Here is a 15,141-nt window from a genome sequence, read left to right on the forward strand (position 1 = left end):
GTAGCTCTCATTCGCCTTACAAGCGCCGGATTTAGCACTCCCTTCAGAACGCTGCCAAACTGTTGCATTTTTGCCGAAACACCGGCTAAACCCTTATTTTCTCTTCATGGCTTCGGCAAGCGCCGCGCCGAAGGCGCCCTGGCTCTCCGGCTTGGCAGGCGCCGGCCGGCGCTCGTTCTGCGGCCGGGAGCCCTGGTTGCCGCGAGAATCACCACGCGGCGGCGGTGCGGCAGAACCGTCATCGCGTTTCATCGACAGAGCGATGCGCTTGCGCTTCGGGTCGACTTCGACGACCCGCACCTTGACGACATCGCCCGCCTTGACGACCTCGTGGGGATCCTTGACGAAGCGATCGGCAAGCTGGGACACATGCACCAGACCATCCTGGTGCACGCCGATATCGACGAAGGCGCCGAAGGCGGCGACATTGGTCACCGTGCCTTCCAGCACCATGCCGGGCTTCAGGTCGGAAATTTCGTTGACGCCCTCGGCAAAGGTCGCGGTCTTGAAGCTCGGACGAGGGTCTCGGCCGGGTTTTTCCAGCTCGGCGATGATGTCTTTGACCGTCGGCAGACCGAATTTCTCATCGATGAACTGGCGCGGATCGACCGATTTCAACACGGCGCTGTCGCCCATCAGCGCACGCAGGTCGCGGCCACAGGCGGCGACGATCTTCTTGGCGACGCCATAGGCCTCCGGGTGCACCGAGGAGGAATCAAGCGGCTCCTTGCCGTTGGGAATGCGCAGGAAACCGGCGCATTGCTCGAAGGTGCGGCCGCCGAGGCGGGCGACCTTCAGGAGATCCTTTCGCGTCTCGAAACGGCCTTCGCTGTCGCGGTGGCGAACGATGGCATCGGCGATCGACGGGCCGAGGCCGGAAACGCGCGACAGCAGCGGTGCAGACGCGGTGTTGAGATCGACACCGACGGCGTTCACCGCATCTTCCACCACGGCATCGAGCGAACGTGACAGCTTCTGCTGGTCGACGTCGTGCTGATACTGGCCGACGCCGATCGACTTCGGCTCGATCTTGACGAGTTCGGCCAGCGGATCCTGCAGGCGCCGCGCGATGGAGACGGCGCCGCGCAGCGACACGTCGAGATCGGGAAACTCGGCCGCCGCGGTCGCCGAGGCGGAATAGACCGAGGCGCCGGCTTCCGAGACGATGACCTTGGTCGGCTTCGGCGCCGGCAACTCGGCCAGCATATCGGCCACCAGCTTTTCCGTTTCGCGGCTGCCGGTGCCGTTGCCGATCGAGATCAGTTCGACATTGTGCTTGCGGATCAGCGATGCGAGCTCGATCTGGGCGCCGCGCACGTCGTTCCTCGGCTGGAAGGGATAGACGGTCGATGTCGCCACCACCTTGCCGGTGCCGTCGACGACGGCGACCTTGACGCCAGTGCGGATGCCGGGATCGAGGCCCATCGTCGCGCGCGAGCCGGCAGGTGCGGCCAAAAGCAGATCCTTGAGATTGCGGGCGAAGACATGGATCGCCTCCTCTTCGGCCCTTTCGCGCAGTTCGCGCATCAGGTCGAGGGACAGCGACATGGAGAGCTTGACGCGCCAGGTCCAGCTTGCGACCTCCATCAGCCAGCGATCGCCGGGGCGGGTCGCACCGATCTCGTAGGCGGCCGCGATCATGCGTTCGACCGGCTTGTTCGGAGAAGCGGTCTCGGCGTCGGCCTCGATCGTCAGCGTCAGCACCTCCTCGTTCCAGCCGCGCAGCATGGCAAGCGCGCGGTGTCCCGGCGCGGTCGCCCAGCGTTCGGAATGGTCGAAATAATCGGAAAACTTCTCGCCCGACGCCTGCTTGCCGTCGACCACCCTGGCCTTCAGCAGCGAGGCCTGGCGCATATGAGCGCGCAATCTGCCGAGCAGGTCGGCATTTTCGGCAATGCCTTCGGCGATGATGTCGCGCGCGCCTTCGAGCGCCGTCTTCACATCCGCCACGTCGGCGGTGACGAAGCCTTCGGCCAGGACTGCCGGTTCCCTGGTGCGCTCAGTGAGGATTGCCTCGGCAAGCGGGCCGAGGCCGCGTTCGCGGGCGATTTCGGCGCGAGTACGGCGCTTCGGCTTATAGGGGAGATAGAGATCCTCGAGCTCGGCCTTGGTTACGGCGCCTGAGACCTTGGCCATCAGCTCGTCGGTCATCTTGCCCTGGCCGGTGATCGATTCGACGATCGCGTCGCGCCGGGCTTCGAGTTCGCGCAGATAGACCAGCCGCTCGGCGAGATTGCGCAGCTGCGTATCGTCGAGCCCGCCGGTCACTTCCTTGCGGTAGCGGGCGATGAAGGGCACGGTGGCGCCTTCGTCGAGCAGCTCGATGGCGGCTTTGGCCTGGTCGGGCCGGGCGTTGATTTCGGCGGAGATGCGGGCTGCGAGGAAACGGAGGTCTGCGGCCATGGGGTTCCTGGGATTTCCTGTTTCGACTGAGGTGGCGGGACCATAGCGGCGAAAAGCGGCAAGGCAATGTTGGAGTTATCAGGCAGACGCCGATCCACAGGATAAGCATGCCGGAAAGACGGCGATTTTGCGGTTGTGCAGATGCGCCATTCTTTGCTAGCAGAAGCAACGTTTTGACCCGGCGCCCATGCCATCCCTCCCCGGTCGCGGGAGGCAAGGAAATTCGACATGCCAAACCTTCTTCTCGAACTCCGCTCCGAAGAGATTCCGGCCCGCATGCAGCGCAAGGCTGCCGGCGACCTGAAGAAGCTCGTCACCGATGCGCTTGTCGAAGCGGGCCTGTCCTATGAGGGCGCGCGCGAATACTGGACGCCGCGGCGACTGGCGCTCGACATTCACGGCCTGACGGCGCGCTCGGCCGATGTGCGCGAGGAGCGCAAGGGACCGCGCACCGACGCCAACGAGAAGGCGATCGAAGGTTTTCTGCGCGGCGCCGGCCTTTCCTCGGTCTCCGAGGCGCAGGTGGTGAGCGATCCGAAGAAGGGCGATTTCTACGTCGCGGTCATCTCCAGGCCCGGCCGCGCGACCGAAGAGATCGTCACCGATATCATGCCTGGCATCATCCGCGATTTTCCCTGGCCGAAATCGATGCGCTGGGGCAAGGCTTCCTCCAAGCCCGGCGCGCTGCGCTGGGTGCGGCCGCTGCAATCGATCGTCTGCACCTTCGGCCCGGAGCATGAAGAAACCACCGTCATCCCCCTCGAGATCGACGGCATCACCGCTTCCAACATCACCTATGGCCATCGTTTCCATGCGCCCGAGGCGATCACCGTCCGGCGCTTCGACGATTATGCGGCGCACCTGGAAAAGGCCAAGGTCATCCTCGATGCCGAACGCCGCAAGGACATTATCCTGCACGACGCCCGCGACATCGCCTTTGCCAACGGGCTGGAGCTGGTGGAAGACGAAGGCCTGCTGGAGGAAGTCTCCGGCCTCGTCGAATGGCCGCAGGTGCTGATGGGCAGCTTCGAGGAGGATTATCTCTCGATCCCCTCGGAAATCATCCGGCTGACGATCAAGACCAACCAGAAGTGTTTTGTCACCCGCAAACAGGGTGAAGAGACGCTTTCTAACAAGTTCATCCTCGTCTCCAATATCCAGGCAAGCGACGGCGGCAAGGAAATCGTTCACGGCAACGGCAAGGTCGTGCGGGCCCGGCTTTCGGATGCGCTGCATTTCTGGAAACGCGATCAGGGCAATTTGCCGGATCTCGAAACGCTCTCAGCTTCGGCGGCAAAGTTCGGCCTCGACATCAAGAAGCCGCTCGACCAGCGCATGGCCAAGCTCGATGCGCTTGACGTGACCTTCCATGCCAAGCTCGGCACACAGGGCGCGCGTGTCGCCCGCATCCGCGCGCTCGCCAAGCAATTGGCCGACATCACCGGCGCCGACCCGGCTCTCGTCGATCGCGCCGCCGTGCTGGCCAAGGCCGATCTGCGCACCGAAGCCGTCGGCGAATTCCCGGAACTGCAGGGCTTGATGGGCCGCAAATATGCGGCGCTGCAGGGCGAGGATGCCTCCGTTGCCGCCGCGATCGAGGACCATTACAAGCCGCAGGGCCCGTCGGACCGCGTGCCGGAGGACAGAGTGGCGATCACGGTCGCGCTTGCCGACAAGCTCGATACGCTGATCGGCTTCTGGGCGATCGATGAAAAGCCGACCGGTTCGAAGGACCCGTTCGCGCTGCGGCGGGCGGCCCTCGGCGTCGTCAGGATCCTCTTGGAGCGAAGGATCCGCCTGCCGCTGCTGGCGACGACGAAGGATATCGATCTCCTCTCCTTCTTCCACGACCGTCTCAAGGTCTATCTGCGCGATCAGGGCGCCCGTCACGATCTCATCGATGCCGTGCTGACTTCAGATGCCGACGACCTGTTGATGGTGGCGCGCCGCGTCGAAGCGCTGACGGCCTTCATCACCTCGGAAGACGGCAAGAACCTGCTTGCCGGCACCAAGCGCGCGACGCAACTGCTCGCCGCCGAGGAAAAGAAGGGCACTGTGATTGCCGATGGCGTGTCGCCGGCGCTTCTGACGCTCGATGCCGAGAAAGAGCTGTTCGCCGCAATATCAGGCGCCTCGAAGGATGCCTCGGACGCGGTCGCCCGGGAAGATTTCCGCTCGGCGATGGAAGCGCTTTCCAAGCTGCGTGGTCCGGTCGACCGCTTCTTCGAAGACGTGCTCGTCAACGACGAGGACGCCGCCATCCGCGCCAACCGTCTCGCCCTGCTGCGGCTAATCCGCGAGGCGACCGGAACGGTTGCGGATTTCTCGAAGATTTCGGGGTGATGTTCTGCTTCGGCCGGATGGCGTTGCCGCCATTACGGCGCTATTCAAGCAGACATGCAAAGCAAGATTCTCGTCAGCGCCTGTCTCATGGGGCACGCCGTCCGCTATGACGGGCGGGCGAAGCCGTTGCTTCATCCGGTGATCGAGACATGGCGGGCCGAGGGCCGGCTGGTGACGATCTGTCCGGAGATGTCGGCGGGCATGACGGTGCCGCGGTCGCCGGCGGAGATCGCAGAGGCCGCAACCGGCGAAGAGGTGCTGGCCGGCAAGGCGCGGGTTGTCGAACTGACGGGCGCCGATGTGACGGAAGAGTTCCTGCTGGCGGCAGAAAATGCCGTGGCGCTCGCCAGGCAGGCCGGCTGCCGTTATGCGCTGCTCATCGACGGCAGTCCGTCCTGCGGATCCGGTTTCATCTATGACGGCACCTTTTCCGGCCGCAAGCAGGCCGGCAACGGCGTGACGGCGGCAGCGCTGAAAGCTGAGGGGATCGAGGTGTTTTCCGATCGAGAGATCGAACGGCTGATCGAACGTATCGCGCAATGAGCTTCAAACGGCACGGCCGCCGGAGAACCGACGGCCGCTAAGAATTTGGTGATGAAAAGGCTTGTTGCCTCCGCGCCGTTTAAGCGGCGCGGCGACCTTGATGCATGGCCGGGGCAGCGCTTTCGCCACTGACGCGGAAGCCGCGGATGAGGTCGATCAGCTCGTCGGTGTCGCTGGCGAGCGTCTCGGCCGATGCCGTGGTCTCTTCGGCCATGGCGGCATTCTGCTGGGTGGCGGCATCGAGCTGGTTCATCGACGACGAGATCGAACGCAGCGTCGTGTCCTGTTCGGAAGCGCTGTGGGCGATCTTGGCGACGATCTCGTTGGCGGCCTTGATCTGGTCGGAGATGCGCTTCAGCGCCTCGCCGGCCTCGCCGACCAGACGGACGCCATGGTCGACCTGGCTGGAGGAGCGGGCGATCTGGTCCTTGATCTCTTTGGCGGCCGCGGCGGAACGCTGGGCAAGTTCGCGCACTTCCTGGGCGACGACCGCAAAACCCTTGCCGGATTCACCGGCACGCGCGGCCTCGACGCCGGCATTCAGCGCCAAGAGGTTGGTCTGGAAGGCGATCTCGTCGATGACGCCGATGATCTTGGTAATCTCCGACGACGACTTCTCGATGCCGCTCATCGCTTCGATCGCCTGGGTGACGATCGCGTCGCTATGGTTGGCTTCGGTGCTGACCGAGTGGACCCGCTTGCTCGCCTCATGGGCGCCATCGGCCGTCTGACGGACGGCAACGGTAAGTTCGTCGAGGGCAGCGGAGGTTTCTTCCAGGCTGGCCGCCTGGCGCTCGGTGCGCTGCGACAGCTCGTTGGAGGCGCGGCGGATCTCTTCCTTGCTGGTGCCGATATCGGTGCCCTTGGCGCTGACCTTGGCCATGGCAGCTTCGAGATGCGACAGCGCATCATTGAAGTTGTCGCGCAGGGCGGCGTATTTCTGGCCGAGATCGGCGCAGCGCACGGTGAGGTCGCCACGGGCGATCATCTCCAGCGCCTGGCCGATGGTCGCCACCACACGCGCCTGGAGCGCTGCCTCATCCTGCTGCTGGCGCTGATTGTTCTCGCGCTCGCTTTCCAGCGCCAGCTGCTGGGCCGCCTCGCGATCCGACATCGCATGGCGCTCCCTGATCTTTTCCTGCAGCGACTGCGTCGCCTTGGCCATCATGCCGACTTCATTGTTCATGCCGATATGCGGGATGGCGATGGAAACGTCCTCTTCGGCGACGGCCTTCAGGGCGGCATGGACGTTGTTGAGAGGTCCCGATATGCCGCGGATGACGAGGTAGGCGGCCGCCATGGCGAGGAAGAACAGAACGATGCTGCCGGAGAGCGCGGTCAGGATCGTGCTGTTTATCTGCGCATCGAGATCGTCCATGTAGACGCCGGTGACGACGACGATTTTCCAGGGTTCGAAGGCCTGTCCATAGGCGGTCTTGCGATAATCGCCGACGGGTTGGCCCGGTTTGACCGTGGAATAATATTCGACGAGACCGCCGCCCTGCTGCCCGAGCTTGACCAGCTCATCGCGATAGAGCTTGCCCTTGCTGTCCGGCTGGCCCTTGTTGATCTGCCCGACTTTCGACGCATCGTAGTGGAACACCATCTGGACGTCGTAGCTATAACCGAAGAAATAGCCGTCCGGATCGTATTTCATCCCGTTGACGGTGGCATAGGCCTGCTTCTGGGCCTCCTCCAGCGTCATTTCGCCCGCGGTTACCTTGGCCTGGTAAAGCTTGAGAACGGAGACCGCCGACTGAACCTCGGCGCGGAGCATGTCATAGCGCTCCTTGTAGATCGCATCGACCGAAGAGCGGATCTGCAGGGAGGTGGCGATCGCAAAGGCGATCATCAGGCCGACGACCAGCAATATGAGCTGCTTCGATATCTTCAAATTTTTCATGACGCCTCGCAACGGGAATGAATGGCTGCATTCCGGTGCGGTTTTCTACCGCCTGTGCGAGCGCGCCGAAAAAGAGAGCGCGTCTACCGCTGCTAAAACAAACATGCTGCGACCGGGTAAGTAACAATTGATGCTTACCCTATAAAAAAGCTTTAATTTTATTGGACGCGGCGCGAACTTCCCTCAAAATCAGGGGGTAGAGTTACAAGGCAGACGCCGGATTTTCATCCGCCGGCCCAATATCATGTCGAACTCTCAGCTTGCCCGGCGCATCAAAACAGGAATGCACCCCCGCTGCTCATCGAGGGTGCATTCGGTCCACCAGTGGTGGACCCCCAAACGATCGAAACCTTGATCAGGTGGGGCAGGGAAGTTTTTGCCTTTACGCAATTCCGGACGGAAAACCGCTTCGCACTTTTCCTGGAAGTTGCTCTAAAAGCGCAGTTCGAATTCGGAAACGTTGAGGGCTGCCGGTTGTTCCGCCATGCCGGCGGCAACAGGCTTGGCGTCGCCGCCGATGACGGCGGCGGTCGTTGCGCTCATGTCGATGCCGTCGGCCGGCGGGGCGGAGGGTGCTGCGGCAAGCATCGCTTCCGGGGTCGCCTTGCTGACGAAGACGACGGGCGAGCCGCCCATCCAGCCTTCGGTGCGATAGATCTTTTTTTCGCCGCCGACGTCGCGGATTTCACTCGCCTGGAGGACGCCGGGCTTCAGCTCCGGCACCGTGTAGTCCTTCTTGCTCACTTCGGCCTGGAGCGGCGGACAATTGGCACAGCTTTCGGTGACGATGCTGCCGTCAGCGCGCGGCGCGGTCTTGCCGACCACCTCTATCGAGGACGCCATCGCAGAACCTGCCATCAGCAGGATTGCCGCACCGAGGAAAATCTGACGCATCAACGCACCTCCGTCTCACTATGGGAGCGGTATAGCGCAGCTTTGTTTCCATCCCGTCAGGGGAAAGGGTAAAAATTTAAAGAATGCGGTCGTTTACACCGTATCTCAGGCTTTTTCGCGCTCGATCGCCCGCCAGCCGATGTCGCGCCGGCAGAAGCCGTTTTCCCAGGTCACCCTGTCGAGCAGCGCATAGGCGCGGTCCTTGGCCTCGGCAACCGTGCCGCCGGTGGCGGTGACGTTCAGCACGCGGCCGCCGGTCGCAACCAGCGCGCCGTCCTTCAGAGCCGTGCCGGCATGAAACACCTTCTCGCCCTTACCTGCATCCGGCAGGGAGAGGATCGGCGTGTTCTTCTCGTAAGCGGCCGGATAACCCTTGGAGGCCATGACCACCGTCAGCGCCGGATCGTCGCTCCATTCGGCCTTGACCTGGTCGAGCGTGCCGTTGGCGGTGGCAAGCAGCAGCGGCAGCAGATCGCTCTTCAGCCGCATCATCATCACCTGGCATTCGGGATCGCCGAAGCGGACATTGTATTCGATCAGCTCCGGTCCCTTCCGGGTGATCATTAGCCCGGCGAAAAACACGCCCGAGAAGGGATGACCGCTCTCGGCCATGCCGCGCATCGTCGGCTCGATGATCTCCTTCATGGTGCGCTCGACCATCTCCGCGGTCATCACAGGCGCCGGCGAATAGGCGCCCATGCCGCCGGTATTGACGCCGGTATCGCCCTCGCCCACCCGTTTGTGATCTTGGGCGGTTGCAAGTGGCAGCGCATGTTTGCCATCGCAGAGGCAGAAGAAGCTCGCCTCCTCGCCGTCGAGATAGGCTTCGACGACCACTTCGGCGCCGGCAGCGCCGAAGGCGCCTTCGAAACAGTCGTCGACCGCGGCCAGGGCTTCATCCAGCGTCATCGCGACCGTCACGCCCTTGCCGGCGGCAAGGCCATCGGCCTTGACGACGATCGGCGCGCCCTGGGCGCGGATATAGGCTTTGGCCTTCGGCGCATTGTTGAAACGCTGATAGGCGCCTGTGGGAATGCCGTAGCGGGCACAGATATCCTTGGTGAAGCCCTTGGAGCCCTCGAGCTGGGCCGCAGCGGCGGACGGACCGAAAACCACAAGGCCATCGGCACGCAAGCGGTCGGCGAGGCCGGCAACCAGCGGCGCCTCCGGGCCGACGACGACGAAATCGATCGCCTTGTCCTTGCAGAAGGCCGCGACCGCTTCATGATCCGCGATGTCGATGGGCACGAGGACGGCGTGTTCGCCGATGCCGGGATTGCCGGGTGCGGCGTAGAATTCGGTCATCAACGGCGATTGCGCCAGCTTCCAGGCGAGCGCATGCTCGCGTCCGCCCGATCCGATCAACAGAACCTTCATGCGCGACCCTTTCCTTTTGCCCCTGGCGGTTAAGGGCCAAGGGCCCAAAGGTCAAGCGGGAAAGCTACCAGCCCCCGCCTCCACCGCCTCCTCCACCGCCGCCCGACGAACCGCCGCCGGAAAAACCGGAGGATGAGCTGGATGGCGGCGGTGCCGGAATCGTCGAAGCGATGGTCGAGGCCATCGACGAGGAAAAGCCGCCGATACGATCGGAAAAGCTGCCGCTGTTGAAATTGCCGGAATACCAGGCGGGCGCATAGGTGGCAGCCGCACCGGCAGCGGCTGCCGCAAGCCAGGTTTCGAAGGTGCGCGACCAGGGCTTTTCGACGCCGAGCGCCACCGCATAGGGCAGCAGCGTCTCGAAATGCTGCGGCGACATTTCCGGCGCGCCTGCCGTGTTCATCCGGTCTTTCTCGGCCAGCGTCAGATATTGGCGCAAGCCGTCTATGCCATCCATCATCTTGGCGCCGAGCGGGGTCGGCGCGCCCATGATGAAGAAATAGAGGATGTTGAGCAGTACTATGCCGCCGACGGCAAACAGCATCGGCGTTTCATGCAGTTCCACCAGCGACGAGGCAAGCGCCAGGACCACGGTCGCCAGGATGCTGATGCCGACGAAAACGCCGATCGCCGTGGCAATGATGGCGATGATCTTGCCGAACAGCGACCTGCCGCGATGCAGCGACCGCATGAAGCCGGCGACGAACACCGCGACAAAGACCGAGATGGCGATCGGGATCAGCATCAGCGCGATGGTGTCGGGCTGCAGCGACCCAAAGACGAACAGCGCCACCAGGGCGGCGGCGCTGAGCGCAATGCCGCCCGTGGTATAACCGAGGTTGGAATTGTAATATTTGCCGCGGTGCTCTTTCTCGATCGCCGAGCGGAAAGCCTGGCCGACGGACTTCACCCGCTCGCCATTGGCCTTGTCGATCGTCAGCGTCTTGCCGGCGCCGCCAGCGGCCTTCAGCAGTTCGATCTCGCCGGCCTGGAATTTCTCTTTGCCGAGCGCCTTGCCGGTGCCGCGGATGACAATCGAATTCTTCAGATCTTCGAGCTTGACGTAACCGCGAACCGCAAGATTGAGGGCGGTGGCGGAAAGGGCGGTCCAGCCCTCGCCGGAAAAGCCCTTATTGTCGATGTAGTTGACCAGTGCCGGCGAGATACCATCAGGCGCGTCCCAGCGGGGCACGACGACGCCGCGGGCAGGATCGCGACCGACCTTCAGCCATGATCTGAGATAATAGGCGAAAACCAGGATCAGGCCGCCGAAGCCGATGAAATAATCACGGTTGTCCTTCAGCCACCATGTGCTTTCCATATCCGTGCTCGGCGGATCGATCGAGCCCTTCGGCATGCGGATGGCGAAGGTCAGACCTTCGCTGGGACCGAGAGGCGCGGTGGTGGAAAAAACGATGCCGGCGCCGGTTTCGCTGGCGCGGGCGTTCTTTCCAGTTGCGCCCTGCCGGCCGGTGAAGAAGGTCGTCTCGGTGGCAGTGACACCCCGCGGCAGCGTCACCGTCGCCGTCGCCGAGCGGATCGGGAAGATCCAGCCATTGCCGGTGACGTTCCAATAGAGTTCGTCATGATCGTCGAAATAACGGATCTGCCGGTTGGTCCTGTAGGTAAAGGCATATCGATGACGGCCCGGTGTCACCGTCACATCGGCAGAACCGGCATAGATGCGGATGCCGCCCGATATCGATTCAGTGTGCCAAGGCTCATCCGCGCCATCGCGCTGGACCGACACCATATCGAAATCGACGCTGCGGCGACGGCCCGAGGCATCGGTGAAATAGAGCGGAAAATCGCGGAAGATGCCGTGATTGATCCGGTCGCCCTCGGCATTGACGGTGACCGTTTCCGTCACCGTCATCGCGCCGCTCTTTTCCAGCACGATGTCGGAGGCAAAATTGTCGATCACCTCGGCGGCAAAGGCCGCCGGGGCGGCGAGCATCAACAGCAGTGCAAAGCAAAATCCGAAAAACCGACGCCCCATCCCTGTCTCTCCGTCGGCAGCCTCGGCTGCGTTTTCGTCAATCCTTGTCCCGATATGTCACGCCGAGTGCCGCCAGTGTCCGCCAATAGGCAGGGAAAGTCTTGCCGACGCAATCGGGATCGAGAATGGTGATGCCGTCGATCTTCAGCCCGGCGAGCGCGAAACTCATGGCGATACGGTGATCGGCAAAGGTATCGATCTCGGCCGGCAGCGTTTGACCGGCGAGAGCAGGATCTGAATGAACGATCAGATCGTCGCCCTCCTCGACAGCCAGACCTTCGCGGATATTGTTGAGCCCCGTGGACAGTGCGCGAATGCGGTCGCATTCCTTGACGCGCAGATTGGCGATGCCGACGAAGCGAACCGGCGTCTCGTTGAAGGCGGCAAGCACGGCAAGCGTCGGAACGGCATCCTGCATCTGCGAACCGTCGATCTCTGCCGGCAGGTGCGGGAATGTGGCGATGACGTCATAGGCGCGGGCATCCGGCTGCGAGAAGGTATCGGAGGGAACACCGAGATCGATCGCGCCGCCGGTGAGAACCTCGGCGGCCCAGAGATAGGTCGCAGCCGAGGCATCGGGCTCGACGATGAAGTCGGCGGCGCGGTAGCCGGTCGGCTCGACGCGCCAGGTCACCGGACTGGTCTTGTCGACCTTGGCGCCGAAGGCCTTCATCGCCGCGGTGGTCAGATCGATATAGCCGAGCGCGCCGATATCCTCGCCGACGAGTTCGATGTCGACGGGGCGGTCGCCGCCGGCCGCCATCATCAGCAGCGCCGAGACATACTGGCTGGACAGGCCGCCGTCGATGCGGATGCGGTCGGCCTGGAAGCGGCCGGTGCCCCTGACGGTGACCGGCGGGCAGCCGGTTTCGGCGCTCACGTCGATGCCGAGCGTGCGCATCGCCTCGACCAGCGGGCCGATCGGGCGCTTGCGCATATGTTCGTCGCCGTCGACGATGACGGTGCCGTCGACCAGAGCCGCCGCCGCCGTCAGGAAGCGTGTCGCGGTGCCGGCATTGCCGAGGAAGAGCGGCGCCTTCGGCGGCTGCAGCCTGCCGCTGCCGGTGACGACGAAGGTGGTGTCATCGGGCTCGTCGATCGAAACCCCCATGGCCCGCAGCGCTTCGGCCATATATCGCGTATCGTCGCTCTTCAGCGCGCCCGTCAGCCGGCTGGTGCCCTTGGCAAGGCCGGCGAGCAGAAGCGCGCGGTTGGTGATCGACTTGGAGCCCGGCGGCATGGCGCGGCCCGAAAGCGGCTTGCCCGGCGGGGTGATCGTGAGTTTGGCTGTGCGTGTCATGCTGTTCTTCCGTCCATAAGGCGACCATTACCGGCCGCAATCCGCCCTTGCTCTTAATCGCTTTCTGGCAAAGGCAAAATGCCGGATCGTCAGAATTTCACGGTGGGGACGGCGCGGTCGGCCTCGTTGGTGATTTCGAAATAGTCCCGCTTGGCAAAACCGAACTGGCCGGCGACCAGATTGGACGGGAAGCTTTCGACCTTGACGTTCAGGTCGCGGGCCGCGCCATTGTAATAACGGCGCGCCATCTGCAACTCGCCTTCCATGGTTTCCAGCGAAGCCTGCAGCTCGGCAAAGTTCTGGTTGGCCTTGAGATCGGGATAGGCTTCGGCGAGCGCGATGAGCCGACCGAGCGCCTGGCCGAGCAGCCCTTCCGCCTGGGCCCTGCCCGCGACATCGCCCGATGGCACGGCCTGCGCCTTGTTGCGGAGCTCAACCACCTCTTCGAGTGTCGACTTTTCATGGGCGGCATAACCCTTGACCGTCTCGATCAGGTTCGGGATCAGGTCGGCGCGACGCTTGAGCTGGACGTCGATGCCCGACCAGGCCTCTTCCGCCATCTGCCGCGCACGAACCAGGCCGTTGTAGATGAAGACGAGATAGAGCGCGACCAGAACGATGACGCCAAGCGCAATATACATCGCGAATCCCCCCGCAGCGAAGTAATGTCGGGGCGGAGACTACGCGGGTTTGCCGGCTGCCGTCAAACGCCGATATCGGCGAGGATCCGGGCCGTCGTCTGCTCCGGTGAAAAGCCCGTCGTGTCGATTTCGACGGTGCGTTCAGCCAGCCCACGCAGCAGTTTATGGTTTGCCCGCAGCCGTTGTAACGTCGCCGTATCCGTCAGCTTGAGCGCCTCAGCCCGGCCGGGAGCAACAAGACGCCTGGCATTCTCCTCCGGGGCGCAATCGAACAGGATCGCCACGAGATCGGCGCCTCTCGCGGCGGCCGGATCGCTGTACCAGGAGAAGGTCGCAGCGTCATCTGCGTCGTCCGATAGAGCATCGGTAAAGACGAAGCTTTCGGCAGGGTCCGCGCGCGCGGCATGGTCGAAAAACGCGTGGCGAATCTGCCCTCTCAGCGAGGCGTGCAGCGGATCGCTGCGGGAGAACAGAGCCTCGGCAGGATTGAGCAGTGTATGGTTGTCGATGAGCCGCGCGCCGAGCCTTTTTGCCAGCAAGCGACCGACAGTCAGCTTTCCAGTGCCCGGCCAGCCGTTGATATGGATGATACGGCCGACAGGGTTTTGCGTCACGCCGCCTCTTTGGCCAGATTGACGCCGCCGGCGTCGGTCAGCAGGAAGGCTTCGCCGCAGGCCTTGGCAAGGGTGCGCACCCGCAGGATGTAGCTCTGACGCTCGGTGACCGAGATGACGCCGCGGGCGTCGAGCAGGTTGAAGACGTGGCTGGCCTTGATGCACTGGTCATAGGCCGGGAAGACGCATTTGTGCAGGCGCTGGTTGGCGTTATCCCCCGGCGCGCCGGCATCGAGCAGCGCCCGGCATTCCTTCTCGGCGTCGACGAAGTGGCGATGCAGCATCTCGGTATTGGCGAATTCGAAATTATGGCGCGAATATTCCTGCTCGGCCTGCAGGAAGACATCGCCATAGCTGATCTTTTCGTCGCCTTCGCGGCCGTTGAAGTTCAGGTCGTAGACATTGTCGACGCCCTGGACATACATGGCGAGGCGTTCGAGACCATAGGTCAGTTCGCCTGCGACCGGCGAGCATTCGATGCCGCAGACCTGCTGGAAATAGGTAAACTGCGAGACTTCCATGCCATCGCACCAGCATTCCCAGCCGAGGCCCCAGGCGCCGAGCGTCGGGCTTTCCCAGTCGTCCTCGACAAAACGGATGTCATGCAGCAGCGGATCGAGGCCGATCGCCGCCAGCGAGCCGAGATAGAGCTCCTGCAGATTGGGCGGGTTCGGCTTCAGGATGACCTGGTACTGGTAATAATGCTGCAGCCGGTTCGGGTTCTCGCCATAGCGCCCGTCGGACGGGCGCCGCGACGGCTGCACGTAAGCCGCCTTCCACGGCTTGGGGCCGAGGGCGCGCAACGTTGTGGCAGGGTGGAAGGTGCCGGCGCCGACTTCCATGTCGTAGGGCTGCAGCACCGCGCAACCCTTGTCCGCCCAGTAGCTATGCAGGGTCAGGATCAGCGCCTGGAAGGAGCGCTTCGGGTTCATATGGTCTGGGATAGCTGACATCGAACGGCACCGATTGCTTGGGAATTATCGGCGCGACAGGTGCCATGGAGGGCGACGGGGGTCAAGACTTTTACAGCGGTGGAGAGACGGCTGCGGCGATATGGAAGAGGAATTCGGTTACCGCTCACCCTAACCCTCTCCCCGCTCGCGGATCGAGGGGACGTGCCAAAC

11 protein-coding genes are annotated in these 15,141 nt (G+C 63.3%); 2 read left to right on the plus strand and 9 right to left on the minus strand.

The genetic code is table 11. The annotated features are described in order from the left end of the window. Positions 1–93 precede the first annotated feature (93 nt). Positions 94–2,403, minus strand: a complete 2,310-nt coding sequence (locus FHT69_RS19840) for a Tex family protein (RefSeq protein ID WP_063476437.1) — start codon at positions 2,401–2,403, stop codon at positions 94–96. A gap of 228 nt (positions 2,404–2,631) precedes the next feature. Between FHT69_RS19840 and glyS the strand changes: the two genes are divergently transcribed. Both glyS and FHT69_RS19850 read left to right on the plus strand, forming a co-directional pair. Continuing rightward, the gene (glyS, locus tag FHT69_RS19845; protein ID WP_063476436.1) at positions 2,632–4,746 is read left to right on the plus strand and encodes a glycine--tRNA ligase subunit beta; all 2,115 of its coding nucleotides are present in this window, start codon (positions 2,632–2,634) and stop codon (positions 4,744–4,746) included. A gap of 54 nt (positions 4,747–4,800) precedes the next feature. Continuing rightward, the gene (locus tag FHT69_RS19850) at positions 4,801–5,289 is read left to right on the plus strand and encodes a DUF523 domain-containing protein (RefSeq protein WP_047613861.1); all 489 of its coding nucleotides are present in this window, start codon (positions 4,801–4,803) and stop codon (positions 5,287–5,289) included. Between the two features lie 79 nt (positions 5,290–5,368). Here the strand turns inward: FHT69_RS19850 and FHT69_RS19855 are convergent, their stop codons facing one another. The 8 genes from FHT69_RS19855 to FHT69_RS19890 all read right to left on the minus strand — a co-directional run bounded on the left by FHT69_RS19855 (position 5,369) and on the right by FHT69_RS19890 (position 14,970). Continuing rightward, entirely contained in the window at positions 5,369–7,192 is a 1,824-nt protein-coding gene (locus FHT69_RS19855) for a methyl-accepting chemotaxis protein (RefSeq protein ID WP_063476435.1), read from the minus strand. Positions 7,193–7,624: 432 nt separating this feature from the next. Further along, positions 7,625–8,086 carry a plant virulence effector HPE1-like domain-containing protein gene (locus FHT69_RS19860; RefSeq protein ID WP_028756689.1) on the minus strand — a complete coding sequence of 154 codons (462 nt, stop codon included), beginning with the start codon at positions 8,084–8,086 and terminating at the stop codon, positions 7,625–7,627. A gap of 105 nt (positions 8,087–8,191) precedes the next feature. After that, positions 8,192–9,463: a phosphoribosylamine--glycine ligase gene (gene purD, locus FHT69_RS19865; RefSeq protein WP_028756688.1), complete on the minus strand. Its 1,272-nt coding sequence runs from the start codon at positions 9,461–9,463 to the stop codon at positions 8,192–8,194. A 64-nt stretch (positions 9,464–9,527) separates the two neighbouring features. Beyond that, a complete protein-coding gene (locus FHT69_RS19870; RefSeq protein ID WP_183905861.1) occupies positions 9,528–11,462 on the minus strand; it encodes a DUF2207 domain-containing protein in 1,935 nt (644 codons plus the stop codon). Between the two features lie 37 nt (positions 11,463–11,499). Then, the gene (locus tag FHT69_RS19875) at positions 11,500–12,762 is read right to left on the minus strand and encodes a 3-phosphoshikimate 1-carboxyvinyltransferase (RefSeq protein ID WP_097622962.1); all 1,263 of its coding nucleotides are present in this window, start codon (positions 12,760–12,762) and stop codon (positions 11,500–11,502) included. A gap of 89 nt (positions 12,763–12,851) precedes the next feature. Further along, positions 12,852–13,403 (minus strand): LemA family protein, encoded by a 552-nt coding sequence (locus tag FHT69_RS19880; protein ID WP_097542856.1) that lies wholly within the window; start codon positions 13,401–13,403, stop codon positions 12,852–12,854. A 62-nt stretch (positions 13,404–13,465) separates the two neighbouring features. Further along, positions 13,466–14,017, minus strand: a complete 552-nt coding sequence (locus FHT69_RS19885; protein WP_097622963.1) for an AAA family ATPase — start codon at positions 14,015–14,017, stop codon at positions 13,466–13,468. Further along, positions 14,014–14,970, minus strand: a complete 957-nt coding sequence (locus FHT69_RS19890; RefSeq protein WP_028756701.1) for a glycine--tRNA ligase subunit alpha — start codon at positions 14,968–14,970, stop codon at positions 14,014–14,016. Before FHT69_RS19890 ends, FHT69_RS19885 begins: the two co-directional genes overlap by 4 nt. Positions 14,971–15,141 lie beyond the last annotated feature (171 nt).

It is taken from the genome of Rhizobium sp. BK008, assembly GCF_014197345.1.
Taxonomy (GTDB): domain Bacteria; phylum Pseudomonadota; class Alphaproteobacteria; order Rhizobiales; family Rhizobiaceae; genus Rhizobium; species Rhizobium anhuiense.

Excerpts from the sequence above, each read along its gene's own strand:
- FHT69_RS19855 (WP_063476435.1), bottom strand. The coding sequence starts at position 7,192 with ATGAAAAATTTGAAGATATCGAAGCAGCTCATATTGCTGGTCGTCGGC.
- purD (WP_028756688.1), bottom strand. The coding sequence starts at position 9,463 with ATGAAGGTTCTGTTGATCGGATCGGGCGGACGCGAGCATGCGCTCGCC.
- FHT69_RS19870 (WP_183905861.1), bottom strand. The coding sequence starts at position 11,462 with ATGGGGCGTCGGTTTTTCGGATTTTGCTTTGCACTGCTGTTGATGCTC.
- FHT69_RS19860 (WP_028756689.1), bottom strand. The coding sequence starts at position 8,086 with ATGCGTCAGATTTTCCTCGGTGCGGCAATCCTGCTGATGGCAGGTTCT.
- FHT69_RS19875 (WP_097622962.1), bottom strand. The coding sequence starts at position 12,762 with ATGACACGCACAGCCAAACTCACGATCACCCCGCCGGGCAAGCCGCTT.
- FHT69_RS19880 (WP_097542856.1), bottom strand. The coding sequence starts at position 13,403 with ATGTATATTGCGCTTGGCGTCATCGTTCTGGTCGCGCTCTATCTCGTC.
- FHT69_RS19850 (WP_047613861.1), top strand. The coding sequence starts at position 4,801 with ATGCAAAGCAAGATTCTCGTCAGCGCCTGTCTCATGGGGCACGCCGTC.
- FHT69_RS19840 (WP_063476437.1), bottom strand. The coding sequence starts at position 2,403 with ATGGCCGCAGACCTCCGTTTCCTCGCAGCCCGCATCTCCGCCGAAATC.
- glyS (WP_063476436.1), top strand. The coding sequence starts at position 2,632 with ATGCCAAACCTTCTTCTCGAACTCCGCTCCGAAGAGATTCCGGCCCGC.
- FHT69_RS19890 (WP_028756701.1), bottom strand. The coding sequence starts at position 14,970 with ATGTCAGCTATCCCAGACCATATGAACCCGAAGCGCTCCTTCCAGGCG.